We start from the raw sequence: 15,385 nt of genomic DNA on the forward strand, positions 1-15,385 counted from the left end.
TTACACCACCTTCAAATCCAGTGACATCGTGTGCACACCGCCCTGTACCTTATGCGTACATTCGTCTACCAGAAAATATTGATTAATCTTGAGTTCATCGATCTGGATGTTGACAAAACTGCCTGCCCTCACCTTGAAATCACCAAGCGCATCTACTTTCAACGTCTGCGTCTCGCGATTACGGAGAGTCATCAGGGTCTTCAGCATGGCATCAATCTGACCTTCGTTCAGGCCATCATCCGCTTTTTGGTACAAAAAAAGCAGCCCCCATTGACGGATGCTGCCTGAGTCCTGATGAACAAACGTTTCTCTTTTTCCCGTATTCTTGTTATCCCGGTACAGCTTGATCTTGTTATAAGTCTGGTCGTCAATTGACCGCGTATAGCTGTAATCCGTGAGCAGACTGTTATCCCCAATAACAAAGCCGTAAGGCATCTCTTCCACATCCCGAAGCACAAGCTTGCCGAAATCATCGTAGAAGATGTAGTTTTTACCGCCATAAATCAACGTTCGGTCGAGCGCCTCACAGATCATGTCAATCAGCTTTTTGTTATCAAATAACATGCGTGGAATCACATATTTCGGCTGAATCAGATCATCCGTTTTCAACAGGAAATCCTTTGCAATTCGTTTAATTACATCCGCAGCAGTGGCATTAACGAACTTGTACGTCTGATTCGCGGTTAGATAACGAGTCTGGTCGTATGCCTTGATTTTGACACTTTCGTCCTTGCCACTATCCACCGAGAAGATATATCCGTAAAATATGCCTACCTCGTTGCTGATATATTTCACGACATATCCATTCTCATAGGTAAATTTCTTATTTTGGTACAGACTGCCCTTGATCAACGTGAATTCCAGAGAGGAAGGCTTGCCGATGCGGGAGGTTTTGTACGTAATGTCACCGGCAATTTCGCTAATGTCCCAGATGTTGCCCTGCTTGTCATCCAGCAATAACCGTTCCTTCATGTTTGCCAGCTTATCATCCAGCCTGATCTGCTCTTGCATATTCCCTCTCCTTTCACGGAAGCTTGATCACAAGTCCAATCGGCAGCTTCTTCAGTTGTGCATCTTTGATGCTATTCAGCTTTTGCAGCTCTTTCCAGCGAGATCCATCTCCCAAATGGGCTTTGGCTACAGACCACAAGGAGTCTCCGGCTTTGAGTGTGACGGTCTTGGGCTGGATTTTTTCATTGGGCCGGGAGGCTTTGGTTTTTGTTTTCGAAGCAGCCGTATCCTTGCTGTCCTTGAGTGGCACTACTTTTTTGGCGGCATAAAAAATGAATTGCTTCAGCTTGATATCATACTGGATATCCCCCACCGTACCCGCTGTCTCCTTCCAGTCGAAGCTCTCGATGGAAACCGCCATATTAATGGTGTACCTTGCACTGGAAAAGAACAGTCTGACGGGTCTGCCCGTCTGCATCCAGCGGATGACCTTTTTCACATATTCATAGGGATCACGGTAAAACTGCTTCTGAATTGCCGGATGTCTTGCATCGTAGTTCAGATGATACGGGCTGTAGTCTGCTGGAAAAATCCCGCTGAAACTGACTTCACGCAGCTTCGGCGACTTGATCACGTTAATTTCACCCAAAGCGCTAACGTTAAACGTACCGCCGTCTCCCGAATCCGAAAACTCAATGCTCTCTGGTGTCACCGGGAAAAACATATATTCGGAGCGATTATTGAAGCTTAGTTGAATATAATATTCCATTTATCCATACACCCCCTGGGCACTGGAGACGATCTGACTGTTCAGTCCATCGGTGATTTTGCTGATAATGCTGTCCACATCATGTCCGCTGTTGATATCCCCTGTGGTGACCTGAACGGTTGGCGTCAGACTGACAAATCGTTGGATCGCCTGCATCTCGGCAAGCTCACGCATCAGTTTCAAGTCCTCGCTGGTTACATCCACTGTACCGTCCACGTCACCGATCTTGTCCACCTGTCCGATATTGTTGATTTTGTTGATGTTACTCATGTTGCTGTTGGGAACAACGGTGGGAGCAGGTGCTGTTGGTATCGATGGCATTGAAGGGGTTTTCGGTATTTCGGGTGTGAAGTCTTTGCCAAAGTTACCTGGTAGACCTTTTTCCTTGGAATCCGCATTCGAGGTTGAAGAGAAATCAGAAAGTAAATCCTCCGCAACCTTCTGACCATCTTCAAAAGCTTTAGGATTGTACTCTCCGTTCATTTTGAAAAATGACTTCACATCTTTGTCACTCGTAGGCTCCCAGGATTCCAGGCCTTTCTTCCATTCCTTTATTTCCTTGCCACCCAAACTAATATCAGAATCTTGAAACAAACCAATATTGAAACCAAAGGTTTTGTTAACAAGTTTGATCAGACTGTTAAGTCCGCCATTAATTCGTTCCATCGCATCTTCAATTATGGTTACCACGTTATAGAAGATATCAAGTATGAAAATACCCATATTTTTAAATAAATTCTGTATCGCATATACCGGATCTCTGAAAAAGTTAAAAATCGCCTCCCCCAGCGAAGCAAACAGATTCCATACCGTAGCCACTACTACTCGTACGATTTCTCCAAGCATCATAAATGAACCTATGATGACTCCCAAAATCTCTGTACCTGACATTCCCATCATGTTCAAAATTCCAATAACTGCTGCGATTGCAGCAATGGCGAGCAGAATAGGCCAATTCAGTAATAACCAGGCTGCAACCAAACTGTAAACTTGGATAATGACCAAAGCCAGAGCCACAAGCGCAAGCGCCATAAGGATCGGCTGAATAATATCCCAGTTTTGTTGGATCACACTTGCTATATACAGAATGCCATTTACCAGCATCGTCAACGCGTTTGCCGCAACCGTAAATGCATTGCTAATCCACTCAATAATGACCGTGAACTCCCCATTTGCAAAGGCTTCATTTAATCGATCTAGTAAAGGTGTTAAGGCAACGAGGGCTGCCTGTCCAATCTGACCGAGAACCCCATTAAACTGATTCACCAATGCATTCCACTTCTGCAACGGTGAATCAAGCATGGTGTCAAAAGCCTGTTGGGTATAGCCTTGTTTTTGCAAAATAACATCAAGCTTTGTGATAAATCCATCCAGGTTGGATGAATCGATGGTCTGTTGCAGACCTGCTCCGCTTAGAGCTTCAGCAGGAATGTTAAACGACTTGGCAAGCTCACCATTGTCTCCGTTCATCGCAGCGACCAAGGCACTGGATGCATCTGACATGTTTTTGCCATCTGGAGATAACATACTCAACCGCTTAGCCATATCCCTCAGTTGATCAACTTGGTCCGTATTCTGTGCATACGGAATGAGAGATAGTGTACCTTTCAAAGCATCCGTAACATTCTGTCCGCTCTTGAAAGCTTCCGCACGGTAGCGATTAAAGATCGTCTCCCCCTGAGCATCATCACCAGTAGCAGCCATATATCGCTGCTTCAAATCCTCTTCCTGCGCCGCTGGTACGAGTACAGCTTGTCCTGCTGACTTGATCACGCTGATCCAGGCTCGCACTCGCTGGGCACCTTCTGTAAAGGCAGCATTTACCTTAGCCTGTTCTTCTGACACACCTTGGAGTAAGTTGCCTGCCAACTGAATTCGACTCAGATTTCCAGGGTTGAATACCGAATTAATTACTGTAGGCAGGTTTTGAAATTGCTGAACCATATTATTTGACATGATATACAGTCTTGCAAACATGGCATACATTCATTTCTCCCTCCTTTCCTTTTTATTTTTTCCGGGCGCGGCTCTTGGACCGCTCTTTCTTCTCTTCCTCCACCCGGATGGAAATCATAGCATAGATAGCGGCTCGTTCTCGCATGGAGAAGGCCATTAGCTGATGCGGCAAAATGTTTAATTCATGGAGAGCGTAATAAGCCAGATTGGCTTCGGAATCGCCCTCTTTAATTAGTTTTTTACGTCATCCACCAGTTCGTTCATATCCTGATTGAAGCCGTTCAGCTTCTGGACCTGTTCACCGAGCGAAGCAAATTCCCCAGGCAACAGCATTTTCCGCAAAAGCGATTCCGCCCCCATCACGCCATATGAACGCTGGAGTTCTGCGTTTTTCAAATCGGGATAAACGACACTTGCGCTCATCAGGCGAGCCATGTAATCATTCGCATCGATGTCGGGTGTGTAAACACCGTTCTTGCCCTTAATTTTGCGGGTAGCCGCTTTGCGGCATTCCTGGTTTTCGTCCTCGGTCATGCTGCGCAGTTTCCAGGCAACCGGCTCGCCTTTCTCATCTTTAAATCGGGGGGATACGGTAAACTCCTCCGTTGTATCTGTTGCTGCATTTTGGGCAAAAAACATACTCAATCCACTCATGTATTGTTCCTCCTCTAAAGTTAGGTCCCCCGCCGCACGAAGCGGCGAAGAACAGTATTTTGACACGCCAAATAGCCCGTAACACAGGCATGTTGAACAGGTTTCTTTTACAAACCCGCTGCTAATTAATACTCTTTATAAATCTCAAATCATTATGCTTTCACGCTACATTACTTCGGCAGATTGAACGATACAGGCATATCGACATCTTCAAAGGTAAAGCTCACTTCTTCCTCCAACGCCTCGGCCTCGGTATCCAGGGATGCCATGATCACACTGTCGAGGTTGACGCCTTTGAGGGTCACGGTCTGTTTGCCAATGGTAGAAGAAGGATCTTCGTTGGTCACTTCAATGTCGAAGTACGTGTCCACACCATTTTGCATGTACTGGAGCATCAGCTCGCGGAAACGGGAAGTGGTATAAAAGATTGTCATGGAACCTGAACCGGACCAACCAGTTGCTTTGTGCTGTACGCCGCGGCGACCCAAGGTTTTGACCTCTGCTTTTTGTTTCTCCACCGTTGCTTCCAACGTCTTCACATAGAACATTTCTTCCGTCTGTCCGTTAATCGTTGCGTATGCGCGGCCTTCCTGGCCGGAGATTGTGTCACTTGCTTTCAAAAATGCCATCTTAAACCACCTTCACTTTCATATATACTTTTTCAACGGAATCCACAGGTTGGACCTGAATCTCGATCAGAATACTGTCAGTTTCATTGCCCTGAGCAACAGTGATATCTGTTTTGGAATCGAAATTTTGAATCGCCCCAATATCCTGAAGCTGCTTCAGATAAGTGACACATTGGGATCGGAACAGGCTACGCCCATCTTCGTTATTGTTCACTTTGCCGATATAATAGGACTCGAAAATCCGTTTCATATCGTTAGCGATACCATCGAGAACACGGACAACACGGTTTTTGGCAAAATGACGTGCTTTATCCGGTGTCACCGAACGGAACGTATTTACATCCTGCTCCACCACCGCGCGGTTGCTACTCGCCGTAAAGACAAACTCGCCATTACGCAATGCTGCTTCTGTCTCGCTATGTGTCAATCTGCCATTCACATCCACGGCATCGTCATACGCACGGAACGTCAGGGATTCATTCAGGTTAGCACCCGCTGTTGCACCGGCAGTCCATGCTACGGTTTGTTTCGGCGTAAGGACGGTACCGTCTGCGAGCACAACACCATTTTTGACACTGATAATGCCTTCATGGTCTGCAGCCGGATAATCCGACAGAACCAGTTGCACCTTCTTGCCCTCGGTATCACGCAAACGCTTGATGTAGGCTGTGTAGACTGACTTGAGTGTGGCATCATCTGAAATCAGTCCAACGGTGTTGAAATCAAGTACCTCCAGTTTGCTCAGGAAATCGGCATGCTCCTGGTTCGTAGATGTACCATCCTCTCCATTTGTTAGTGGAAGTGAAGCTGTAGCTGTGAGTGCACCTTCACCAGTAAATGTGACGTATGCGTTGGATTCCAGAGCTTCGATGGTGGATGAAGTTTGTTTGTGCACTTCTTTACCCGCAAGCAAAGTGGAGACATCCAATTGTTCCGGTTCGTTGATATTCGCGGAGATTACAACAGCCAGATCGTTACCGCGTACGCCGCCGTGTTGGGCTGTTACTGTCAGTTTGTCCAAGGTTGCCTTGGCTTTGGTACCTGCATTGGGTCGGTAAAGAAGCAAGGTCTGCGCCCGTTTCAATGCCTCGCGAATCAGCAGTAATTGCGGTGCTGTCCAGTCATAGCCCAACTTTGCTTGTACATCTTCACCTGCTTGTACCGTCAGGATTGTGCCAGCTTGTCCCCATGACAATGGAAGGGCCAATGCCACCGTTCCCCGCTCCCCTACCGTACCCGGCAATGAGCCCTCTGATGCAAAATTCATATATACGCCGGGGCGTACCTTGTTTTGTGTCGTCCATGTTCCTCCAGCCATTATTGTGCCTCCCCATTCATAAATTGTTGGATATGTTGCTGTGCTTCTTGCAAGGTATATGTTTGTTGTTCCAGCAAAACTGCTGCCAAAATATCTTTCTCGATCCGGCTAAGTTGCCGGGATTCGGCGAACTGTGCTTTGCTGTATTTCTGGTTGTTTTTCTGTTGAGTTTCCGTTTTTTTAGGGTCCGGTTCTTTTTTCGTAAACATCGCCAATGCGCCTCCTATTCCATTCATACAATCCCCTCATTCAGTTAGTTAAGTTCAACAAAGAATAGCTATATTGACTCCTCCAAGGACAGGATAACCATCGTTACATTGAACTCATATCGTTATTCTCTTGTAGCTTTAAGTGCGGTAGGTCGATGTTCCAGTTGTTGCATGGTAGCGGCGGACTCCGACACTTTGGTGGTTCGCATGGTATAGTACACCAGCATTCGCGGAGTATCGTTCTCCGTCTCCCAACGCATCTCCGTTGCACGATAGGGTGTGCCTTCCACGTCGATGGTTTCCAAAGCTTCGAACAACTCGTCCGGTAGGGTGGCTGGGATATTCTTTGGATCGAGCCACCGGATTTCAAAGGCGTGAGATTGCACGAAGCGATCGCTGCGTTCCCGGGTGAGTTGAGCGGACAGCAAGCGGTAGGAGATGCCTTTTTCGGCAGGAGTCGAGTTACCACCTACTGATGCTGGGTGGATCGGAATGTTAGGGAAATGTTGTGTGAGCGTGTTTGCGATGGCAGTGGTTAGTTGGTTTGTGGTCATGGTTCACCTCCTTCTACTTTTTAATAAATACTAGCTATTCAAGAGGGCAGAAAAACAGCGCTCCATATTGGGAACGCTTGCTACAAAATAATTTGATAAGTTCATGCAGCTTCCAAAGCTTCCGCACTTTCTCATGACTCTCAGCCAGTGAATGTTACTTGACGTCTTGTGATCAGCATCTACTAACATTTGCTTCGACATCGCAAGTCGGTTTAGGAAGTTGGTATCGCCTTCACACTTTACCTAGCGTTCATTAACACCTATTATCTTTTTAAATTAACCTCTCCAATGAAATATGTCTTAATCCCTTACACCGTCAACGTTTGGAAATAGACATGATTAACGATGAAGTTATGTTGTGGTTCCCCAAATAACGTATGGTCCATTTAATGATCACAAACTGTAAGCACTTTTCCATCATCTTTAATGGCTGTAGGGGACGCTTTGTTAAACTTGTCAGGAGCAGAACCTACCACTTTTAGCAGTTTAAACTCCAGTGCAGGAAGCATCGTAAACCTAATTCAGACTGTCTTCCATAAAATCAACCGTTACTCTTCAACAGTTTGAAGGATTGCACGTCTTACTCGGACACCTCGTTAGAAACAATCCTAGTTACTGCATTAATGTATAATTCCGTTTGTAACTGTGTATGACGTCCTCAGAAGGTTTTGATAGACATAGGTATCCAATCAGCAGCAAAAGGGCAACGAACAGTAAGTTAAACAAAGACGTGCCGCTTCCAGTTAAAAATCCTTGGTTACGCCAGTGCAGCCAGAGCCCCTAATCTCATTTTCATCAATTCACCCACCACATCTCCTTACTCCTTTTTCTATTTATCAGTCTAATCATTATGCAAGCAACAACCTACCACCAACGTTATAAGCTGGTCTTACGTCTTCTCCGCTGTAAAGTCTTGAGCATCTAATAGCAAATACGACCGTCCCGCCTATATCGAAGTTAGACGGGATGGAAATTAATGTGTTTGTAGCAGAGGTTGAATCTGCAATGTATGTGATTGACCTGTTGGTAAAGTCTATATAAACAGACTTAATGTATGTTGTAAAATTATTCGTTGCAGAAGTAATCTCGACAACAACCCCGGCTTTATCCTTAATAATTAAAGCTGTTCTCCAGTTTTGATACGCATATAAAGTTGTTGCGTAAGAAAATGACACAGTGGTTGCGTTTGTTGCAAACATTGCATATTTTGTTCCAGCCCTAATGGTTGCTAAAGGATAATCAATAACCTGACCCACATTTAAAGTAATACTGCCTCTTGATTCTTGCAAAGATAAAGAAGTTGGAGTGCTAAATGCTTGTATCTTAGCGGCCAACTGCGCCCATGTATCAGATGTGGATGCACTTCCACCCCTAGCGTTAATGGCATCCACGACACTCTGCTTTGCATTAACGCCAGATTGAAAAACGTCAGGACTCCACGCTGTCCATGCTGTACCATTATTTGTACGTTGCTGATACGTGTTACCGAAAAGATCCATGGCTATTTGTTTGATATGGCTTCCACTCATCGATATTACTTGAATATACCACCATGCACCTACTGCAGTTGTGGGTGCATTAGTAATATTCTCACCTGCATAAAACCCTGTAACTATAAGGTTGTTAATATTCTGATTTGAGATATTTAATGTTACCCCATTATCATTTGTTAGTTTGTGTTTTTGCCACGAATCTCCATTATTAACAATATTGTATAAAACCGGAGTAAAAGTTGCTCCAGCCGTAGTGGCTACAGCTCCTGTATCAAACATGTAAACTTCCGGTCCAGCACCACCTGTGTAACGCATATAAATTCCTCGTGCACCCAAATTAGTGTGATCATTCTCATATTTAAAATTTGAACCATCAAGAAAACAATTACTCCCATATAAGACCGAACCATTTGAAGAGCCAGAAATCGTTCCCCACTGATTCATAATCAATCGTCCTGTCATAGCTCCGCCTGTACGCGACAAGCTTGCTGCTTTAGCTGCTGTCAAAGCATCCCTTACTGCCTTCTCCGTCGCCGCCACCGTCTCGGACGTACCGTCCGTCTTACTGGACAACTGCACCTTCCCTTTCTGCGTCAAAGACGCATCGGGAATATCCATCTGACTCACAGCTTCACGAAGCATATCCAAATCCGCCTGCGTCGCAACACCAGCATCAATCTTTTCAAAAATTCCATTAATACTCTCCCGGGTCACATTCTCGTTCCCCAAAGGTAGAGGTAACTTCAATCGATCCGTTTCTTGTGGCATTACGCCCACACCTCCAGTTCATTCCACGTCAAGGACGCGGCATCCAGTTCATCCCACGTTTTTTGTCTTTTGTCCAGATCGTCCCAGATCAGATAGCGATACTCATATTCCACGGACATATGGGCCGGTTTCAATTCTTCGATTGCCCGTTTCAGGTCATCGATATTGGGCGGGATGCCCATCGTATCCACAAAGCTCACCGTAAAACTCCACGCTTCCGGTTGAAAAGTCACATCCACCTTGCCCCCGGCATACGCCTCAGCCACATTTGCAACCAGCCTGCCAGAGAACTTCCCGGCACCACGCAGCTTCGATTCCACCACCGCACGCCTCTGTTCCACAGGTTTGAGACGATCCGTCTCAATGCCAAGCTCCTGCTCCCAGAAGTCCAGCCCCCATGTCGCTGTACGGACAAAAAACTGCTCCAACGTCTCATCCAGCGCCTGGTACAGTAGATCCATCTCGTTGCCTTTGGCCTGCATATCTGCCTGCATCACGCGTGAAGTCTCATAATACCTTGGCAAATACGAGAACAACTCCCGCCCTTTCTCACTCGTCAGTCCAACATCTACAATAGAAGGAGCACTCATGCCCTGTCCCCTCCCTTCCTTGCACATCAACATGGAGCGTCTCGCTTACCAGATCCAACCCGGATCGGCGCATTTCTCCCAATCTTTCTTGGTCTCCGCACTCCAAAACTGCTTCCTCATCCACCATTTGCCCAACACTACTCATACACATCCACCGTCCCCAGCACGGCGACCTGACTCGCGGTCATCTCAATATTCCGGTCGCTCACACCGTTCACGGTAAGCTCCGAATAGTCGATAATCGGTGGAATGTCCAGCAGAATCGCGGCAATGCGGGTATAACGAACGAGTGGATCTGCAAAAGCCAACTGCTTCAAATACGCGGTCACCCCGCGTTCGATCAATGCCCGCACATCAGCCAGTGTCGCATCACTTGCCAGCGTCAGCTTCACCTGAATGTTCATCGGCACTTCCTCGGCTGGCATCACTGCTACCACCGGCCCTGCCGGCGCAACACCTTCACCCTGTCCATCCTGCGTAGGATCTACGTACTTCTGCACGGCCGCTACCAAATCGGTACCCGCAGCGCGCTTTTCCGTGTCCAGCAGATACAGTCCCACCGTGCCTGGCCCCTGCCATAAAGGAATGACACGCGTTGCACCTACACCTGGTACTTCACTGGCCCATTGCACATATTGCGACTTGTTGCCACTGGTCCCCTGATTGCGGACTTTGGCATAAAAACGTTCCAACAACGCCGTGTCTGCCTCAATATCCGCACCGCCTTTAATCACCTCAACATTGGTAACAGAAGTCACGCCACTTACAGGTGTAGACAGCACAGTTATCGTGCCCACAGGCACATTGCTCTCTTTTCCGGCAACAAGCGCTCGTACACTTACCACCCCGGAGCCCTCTGCATCCAGTTCCAAACGTCCCACTGTCTCATATTCGAGCGAAGCTTCAGCAGACACTTCATCCGCGAGCGTAGCCACGACAGTTCCCGCAGGTACCACTTTCCCCGGCGTACCCGTAAACCTCACCGCACCTTGTGCCGCCACCCCAGCCCGCCGAGTAATGCCGTGCTCTCCCGCCCGCAGATCCAGCTCTTCCGAACGAAAATTCGGATCACTGCTCGCAGCCGTACTTGCAAACCCCCGCCGCAATAATTCCTGCGCCCACAATGCTGCCTCCGAGAGCATAAACGCAACCGGAGCCTCCGCATCCCACAAGAACGAACCCTCCGACTTATCCAGATCCGCGGGCAGACGATCCAGCATGCGCTGCATAATCTCTTCCTCCGTCTGGTCCTCCAAATAACGCGGAATCTCAGCCATCCCGTCAGATCACCTCACTTTCCAGAATAAACATCTCTTCCTGCACACTCGCCACCCGACACGAGAACATGCACTGCTCCCGATTCCAATCAAACGTAAACTGGTCTACTGAATCCGTGCGTGGATCAGCCAGCAACGTCTCCGTCACCATCCGGCTAATCTCACTTTCCATCACTCCCCGGCTGTCACCCTGCCCCACCAGATCCTCCAGCTCCGAACCATAGTTTCTAGAATAGATCACATGTCTGTAACGTGGCGTTTTCACGGCCTTAATGCACCACTGCACCCAGGCTTCGTGTGCACCCGCCGCAGCTACTTTGCCACTCGGGGTCAATACAAAATCCCCTGCATCGTAATCAAATCGCCAGCTCCGTCCAAAGCGTACCTCTTCCGAAGCCGCCCCCGACAGATCGTCCTCATCTCCCCAGACCACGCCCGTTTCCGGGAACAAACTAGGCATGTGCACTCACCACCTTACACAGCACCACAATGTCGTTACCGCCATTCACGCGCATCGCCAGCACACGATCTCCCGCTTTCAGACCTTTGCCAAGAGACAACACCGTTTCTTCCACTTCCTCTTCTTGCAAAAGAAACCGTCCCGTGCCCGTCGTTCCGCCGTTTGCCACGTCAGGTATACCGGAAATCGCGCCAGCAGCCTCGCGCTCCGGCAGTCCAAGCGTGCCCGGCAACTCAGCCACGAGATAATCCTGCACTTCGTGCTTGAAATCATCCAGCTTCACGCCGGATGAGGTCATCGTACCCAGTACCGCGCCCAGCCCGCTCACGGCCTGACGAGAATGTGTACTCATCGCACCCCGCATGACGTCGGCAAAATGCCCATACGGATCATCTTTATTCAAGGTAATACCTCCTTTTCACCAGCTCGGCTGTCCCCAGTTCCAACGTCATCATTCCAGGTCCGGCAGACAGATCACGGCTAACCGACATGACGATTAGCTTCAGTCCTTCTAACAACACTGCGTCCCCAGCGCGGATCGTATTTACATCCGGTGCGGATATCGTAAAGGTCTCCTGAATGCCCGTCAGATGACTTTTCGCCAGTTTTTTCGCGGCGGTTGTCGATTTCACCTGATCGTCCTCTACCAGCTTTTGTAATGTGCCCAGTTCTTCCACACGATCCTGCTCAATCGCAAGCACTTTGGAAGGAACTTCTTTGCCACTCGGTGACTCCGACGCCGCCATGACTTTAACTTTGGTAACCGCCCCTTCGAGCGTACGCATCTGGGTCAGATCAATCAGTCGATCCAGCTCATACACCTTCGCATTACTTCCGACCTTGAAGAGCTGCAACCCACCGGGCGTCATCCGTGGATGGTACATGTCCCCGCCGGACTTTGCCGTTTCTTTCAGATCAGCAAACATCATCGAAAAGATCGTCTGTGACCGATACACGGCTTTGCCCAGCTTTGTCTTGGTTTCCGGCAATGTAGCGTATGGAATCTTCCACTCTTTGGCGTAGGTTTTGAGTCGTTGCGTAGCCGTCTGATCTTTGGGCAGCAGGAACTCATCCTCCGACTTTTCCAGATAAATCATCCGGTCGTACACCGTGAGAGACAGCCGCTTGGTGCCGCTGTTCGAACTTTCCACCTCCCAGATGACCGCAGGATGCAACAGATGAACCATGGATTTTTCGCCAAAAGGAATCCCGCTAATCCGCACCGCCATACCCGGTGAGATTGAAGGCAGACCGGAAGATGCAGACACCGCCAGCCGGATGTTCGCCTGATAGGCGATCTGGTCGAGCGAATCCTTCAGCGTAATCGTCTCAACCAACTTGGTAATATCATATTTATCATCGACAATGACCTTGTAGGTCATGGCATCACCAGCTTTTGCCCCGGCTTGATCCGGTTTGGATCACTGCCAATGATTTTCGTATTGAGCTTGTAAATCTCGTTCCATTTGGAACTATTTCCGAGTTCAAGCTTAGCTATTTTGGACAAAGAATCCCCGGCTTTGACGGTGTACGTCTTGCTACTTTTTTTCAGATCGGTACGTGAACCGGACTTGCTCGCGGCTGCCCCTGAACCCACCTTCTCCACTTTGGAATCCCGCCAGGTTCGCAGGGTCAGGTCGAAATAAATATCTCCCGTCTCCCCGCCGCGAAAGCTCGAATTAAGCGAAACAAGAAATACAGGAACGTTCACTCCGGTTTCGGAGATGATGAAACGCAGTGGCTTTTTGGAGATGAGAAAAGTGTTCAACACATTCATCGCCACGCGTGGATCCAGAAAATATTTTTCATCCATGCAATAGGACGGATCATATCGTTTCGGAAAAAAAGAAGAGAAGGTGATCTCCTTCACCTTCTCCCCTTGTGCAAAATCAAACTCGCCATGCTCCAACATATTGACCGTTTCATATCCCTTAGATCTGGAAATATTAACTTCTTCAGGGTTTACCGGAAATTGAAATGGAGTATTGCCATCCTTCAACGTAAATGACATTTTGTTAGGACCAACTTTATCTTCAAGTACAGACATATCTGCAGCCTCCTTTCTGCTTAGGCCATAATTGTTTTGCGATTTTGCATCGCGCGGCGGAACTCATCAGAGATACGTTGCCCCACCTGATGAGAAACTGCGTCATAATCAATAGCGTTCTCCCGAACGGTCACTTGTACCGTACCCGGTGCAATATTCACAGCAATCTGGTTCGTCGTTTCCGTTTTGAAATCCTTAAGGTAACCTGCCAGACTGCTCATCTGTTCTTCGGAAATACGCACTGTGAGCGGCGAAGCTTTCTCATTGGGTTGACCCGCGTTATTCATTGCTACCGCTTGGGATTGCATCATACTTGTTCCCATAAGACCCGCAGCCGTCGGTGAACCAAATCGATTGTTCATGTAGGCTTCTGGACCGGTGATCGATAGAACTGCCGGCCTGTATGGAGGCGGCATCTGAGGTGCTATCGGTGGAGGGGGTGGTGTCTGCGTTGCTACAGGTGTTGAGGGTGACGTTATGACCGCTGCGGCTGGGGCGGTCTGCTCTTCCTTTTTAGAACCGAAACCAAAAAAACCTGCAACCCCATTGAACAAATTCGCCGTTTTCTCCGCCACGTAACTCGCTCCCTCAGAAGCAAATTTTGCTACTTTTGAGATATCTTCCGCGTTGTTTTTTAGGAATCCACCTACCTTGTCACCCAGCCAACCGCCTGCCTTTTCACCCAGCCAACCGCCTATTGAACCGCCCAGCATGTTCCCAACCACCGGAATTGGAATTACACTGCCAAGTACGGTACCAATAGCTGTTCCTACTGCATTACCAGCAACCGAACCCACCGCACGAGCACGATCCTCAGGTGGGGCGCTTGCAAGTTCTTTAATATTGTTATACATACGGAGTGGTGCGAACAATTTTCCCGCTCCTTTAACGAGGTTGCCACCAAGCTTGCTTATGATGCCAGACCCACTACTGCCTCCTGCCCCACTTCCGCTTCCACCTCCACCAAAGAGACCTTTTACATCGCCCCACAATCCATCGAATCCACCGATCAAATCGGACCCTGCGGACGAGAAATCATTCACAAACTTTGCCCCACGTTTTGTAACCTTGAACGCCTTTTTCAATTTATTCCCCGGTGTGGCAGGTGTTGTGATTTCTTTCCATAGCTTCTTCCCACTATTTCTTGCATCAAAGACTTTCCCCACACCAGATGAGATTGATTTCCCACGATCAAACATACCTTTCATCTTCTGCAAAAAAGTTTTCGGTTTCTCCTCTTTTCCTCCTGCTGCAATATTAAGAGAATCCAGTTTGGCACTAAGCTTAAGAATTGATATCGTATTCGTATTTAAAGCATCCATCAGTGGCTGAGAATTTACATTAACGGATACTCCTGAGATTTGATGTCTGACTTTAAACTGTACTTTGGCTGTAGCGTGCAACAGCTTAGAACGAATCTGTTTCATTTTCCCAATCAAACCATGGAGTACTGGAGTAGCTTGATCATTAAGACCAATCGTTGGTGTGATTCTCAATCGACTCAAGCGTACAGCGGTACTATAGATACTTTCCAGTCTGCGCCCAGTCATTCTCAGCTCATTGTTTACTTTGATCAGTCCCTGATAGCGAACCCGGTTTAATCGGTCAGTGGATCGCTGGATCTGATCCAGATAACGAAGGGTTGTCCGCATTTCTGCATTAGATTTGGATAGACCTACAATCATTTCTGCCATTTCTTCACCTCCTGCC

Annotated in this window: 16 protein-coding genes; all 16 read right to left on the reverse strand. The window is 47.9% G+C overall.

Annotated elements, in window-relative coordinates; all coding sequences use genetic code 11:
* Positions 1-1,011, reverse strand: a complete 1,011-nt coding sequence (locus ACDJ59_RS19660) for a hypothetical protein (protein ID WP_413405087.1) — start codon at positions 1,009-1,011, stop codon at positions 1-3.
* Positions 1,012-1,024: 13 nt separating this feature from the next.
* Entirely contained in the window at positions 1,025-1,720 is a 696-nt protein-coding gene (locus ACDJ59_RS19665) for a LysM peptidoglycan-binding domain-containing protein (RefSeq protein ID WP_413405089.1), read from the reverse strand.
* A complete protein-coding gene (locus ACDJ59_RS19670; protein ID WP_413405092.1) occupies positions 1,721-3,706 on the reverse strand; it encodes a hypothetical protein in 1,986 nt (661 codons plus the stop codon).
* A 201-nt stretch (positions 3,707-3,907) separates the two neighbouring features.
* A complete protein-coding gene (locus ACDJ59_RS19675; protein ID WP_036668857.1) occupies positions 3,908-4,330 on the reverse strand; it encodes a phage tail assembly chaperone in 423 nt (140 codons plus the stop codon).
* Positions 4,331-4,500: 170 nt separating this feature from the next.
* Complete coding sequence (locus ACDJ59_RS19680; RefSeq protein ID WP_017690162.1) at positions 4,501-4,959, reverse strand: phage tail tube protein; 459 nt, start codon at positions 4,957-4,959, stop codon at positions 4,501-4,503.
* Between the two features lies 1 nt (position 4,960).
* Positions 4,961-6,277, reverse strand: a complete 1,317-nt coding sequence (locus tag ACDJ59_RS19685; protein ID WP_413405094.1) for a phage tail sheath family protein — start codon at positions 6,275-6,277, stop codon at positions 4,961-4,963.
* Entirely contained in the window at positions 6,277-6,486 is a 210-nt protein-coding gene (locus tag ACDJ59_RS19690) for a hypothetical protein (protein WP_413405096.1), read from the reverse strand. The genes ACDJ59_RS19685 and ACDJ59_RS19690 overlap by 1 nt, the downstream gene beginning before the upstream one ends.
* A 122-nt stretch (positions 6,487-6,608) precedes the next feature.
* Positions 6,609-7,040, reverse strand: coding sequence for a DUF6838 family protein (locus ACDJ59_RS19695; protein WP_413405098.1), 432 nt, complete (start codon positions 7,038-7,040; stop codon positions 6,609-6,611).
* A gap of 848 nt (positions 7,041-7,888) precedes the next feature.
* Complete coding sequence (locus tag ACDJ59_RS19700; RefSeq protein WP_413405100.1) at positions 7,889-9,301, reverse strand: pyocin knob domain-containing protein; 1,413 nt, start codon at positions 9,299-9,301, stop codon at positions 7,889-7,891.
* Complete coding sequence (locus ACDJ59_RS19705; RefSeq protein WP_413405102.1) at positions 9,301-9,891, reverse strand: YmfQ family protein; 591 nt, start codon at positions 9,889-9,891, stop codon at positions 9,301-9,303. The genes ACDJ59_RS19700 and ACDJ59_RS19705 overlap by 1 nt, the downstream gene beginning before the upstream one ends.
* Before the next feature lie 137 nt (positions 9,892-10,028).
* Positions 10,029-11,168, reverse strand: coding sequence for a baseplate J/gp47 family protein (locus ACDJ59_RS19710; RefSeq protein WP_413405104.1), 1,140 nt, complete (start codon positions 11,166-11,168; stop codon positions 10,029-10,031).
* A 4-nt stretch (positions 11,169-11,172) separates the two neighbouring features.
* Positions 11,173-11,628, reverse strand: coding sequence for a DUF2634 domain-containing protein (locus ACDJ59_RS19715; RefSeq protein ID WP_340983218.1), 456 nt, complete (start codon positions 11,626-11,628; stop codon positions 11,173-11,175).
* Positions 11,621-12,031 carry a hypothetical protein gene (locus ACDJ59_RS19720; protein ID WP_036668841.1) on the reverse strand — a complete coding sequence of 137 codons (411 nt, stop codon included), beginning with the start codon at positions 12,029-12,031 and terminating at the stop codon, positions 11,621-11,623. The genes ACDJ59_RS19715 and ACDJ59_RS19720 overlap by 8 nt, the downstream gene beginning before the upstream one ends.
* Positions 12,024-13,010 (reverse strand): phage portal protein, encoded by a 987-nt coding sequence (locus ACDJ59_RS19725; protein ID WP_413405106.1) that lies wholly within the window; start codon positions 13,008-13,010, stop codon positions 12,024-12,026. Before ACDJ59_RS19725 ends, ACDJ59_RS19720 begins: the two co-directional genes overlap by 8 nt.
* Positions 13,007-13,639 carry a LysM peptidoglycan-binding domain-containing protein gene (locus ACDJ59_RS19730; protein WP_413409860.1) on the reverse strand — a complete coding sequence of 211 codons (633 nt, stop codon included), beginning with the start codon at positions 13,637-13,639 and terminating at the stop codon, positions 13,007-13,009. The genes ACDJ59_RS19725 and ACDJ59_RS19730 overlap by 4 nt, the downstream gene beginning before the upstream one ends.
* 56 nt (positions 13,640-13,695) lie before the next feature.
* Positions 13,696-15,369 (reverse strand): hypothetical protein, encoded by a 1,674-nt coding sequence (locus tag ACDJ59_RS19735; RefSeq protein ID WP_413405108.1) that lies wholly within the window; start codon positions 15,367-15,369, stop codon positions 13,696-13,698.
* Positions 15,370-15,385: the final 16 nt, after the last annotated feature.

Origin of the sequence: Paenibacillus amylolyticus, from assembly GCF_047302515.1 — a bacterium.
GTDB lineage: Bacteria > Bacillota > Bacilli > Paenibacillales > Paenibacillaceae > Paenibacillus > Paenibacillus amylolyticus_G.

Bases quoted from the DNA above. Each gene is read 5' to 3' on its own strand.
- ACDJ59_RS19660 (WP_413405087.1), bottom strand. From the start codon at position 1,011: ATGCAAGAGCAGATCAGGCTGGATGATAAGCTGGCAAACATGAAGGAA.
- ACDJ59_RS19665 (WP_413405089.1), bottom strand. From the start codon at position 1,720: ATGGAATATTATATTCAACTAAGCTTCAATAATCGCTCCGAATATATG.
- ACDJ59_RS19670 (WP_413405092.1), bottom strand. From the start codon at position 3,706: ATGTATGCCATGTTTGCAAGACTGTATATCATGTCAAATAATATGGTT.
- ACDJ59_RS19675 (WP_036668857.1), bottom strand. From the start codon at position 4,330: ATGAGTGGATTGAGTATGTTTTTTGCCCAAAATGCAGCAACAGATACA.
- ACDJ59_RS19680 (WP_017690162.1), bottom strand. From the start codon at position 4,959: ATGGCATTTTTGAAAGCAAGTGACACAATCTCCGGCCAGGAAGGCCGC.
- ACDJ59_RS19685 (WP_413405094.1), bottom strand. From the start codon at position 6,277: ATGGCTGGAGGAACATGGACGACACAAAACAAGGTACGCCCCGGCGTA.
- ACDJ59_RS19690 (WP_413405096.1), bottom strand. From the start codon at position 6,486: ATGTTTACGAAAAAAGAACCGGACCCTAAAAAAACGGAAACTCAACAG.
- ACDJ59_RS19695 (WP_413405098.1), bottom strand. From the start codon at position 7,040: ATGACCACAAACCAACTAACCACTGCCATCGCAAACACGCTCACACAA.
- ACDJ59_RS19700 (WP_413405100.1), bottom strand. From the start codon at position 9,301: ATGCCACAAGAAACGGATCGATTGAAGTTACCTCTACCTTTGGGGAAC.
- ACDJ59_RS19705 (WP_413405102.1), bottom strand. From the start codon at position 9,891: ATGAGTGCTCCTTCTATTGTAGATGTTGGACTGACGAGTGAGAAAGGG.
- ACDJ59_RS19710 (WP_413405104.1), bottom strand. From the start codon at position 11,168: ATGGCTGAGATTCCGCGTTATTTGGAGGACCAGACGGAGGAAGAGATT.
- ACDJ59_RS19715 (WP_340983218.1), bottom strand. From the start codon at position 11,628: ATGCCTAGTTTGTTCCCGGAAACGGGCGTGGTCTGGGGAGATGAGGAC.
- ACDJ59_RS19725 (WP_413405106.1), bottom strand. From the start codon at position 13,010: ATGACCTACAAGGTCATTGTCGATGATAAATATGATATTACCAAGTTG.
- ACDJ59_RS19730 (WP_413409860.1), bottom strand. From the start codon at position 13,639: ATGTCATTTACGTTGAAGGATGGCAATACTCCATTTCAATTTCCGGTA.
- ACDJ59_RS19735 (WP_413405108.1), bottom strand. From the start codon at position 15,369: ATGGCAGAAATGATTGTAGGTCTATCCAAATCTAATGCAGAAATGCGG.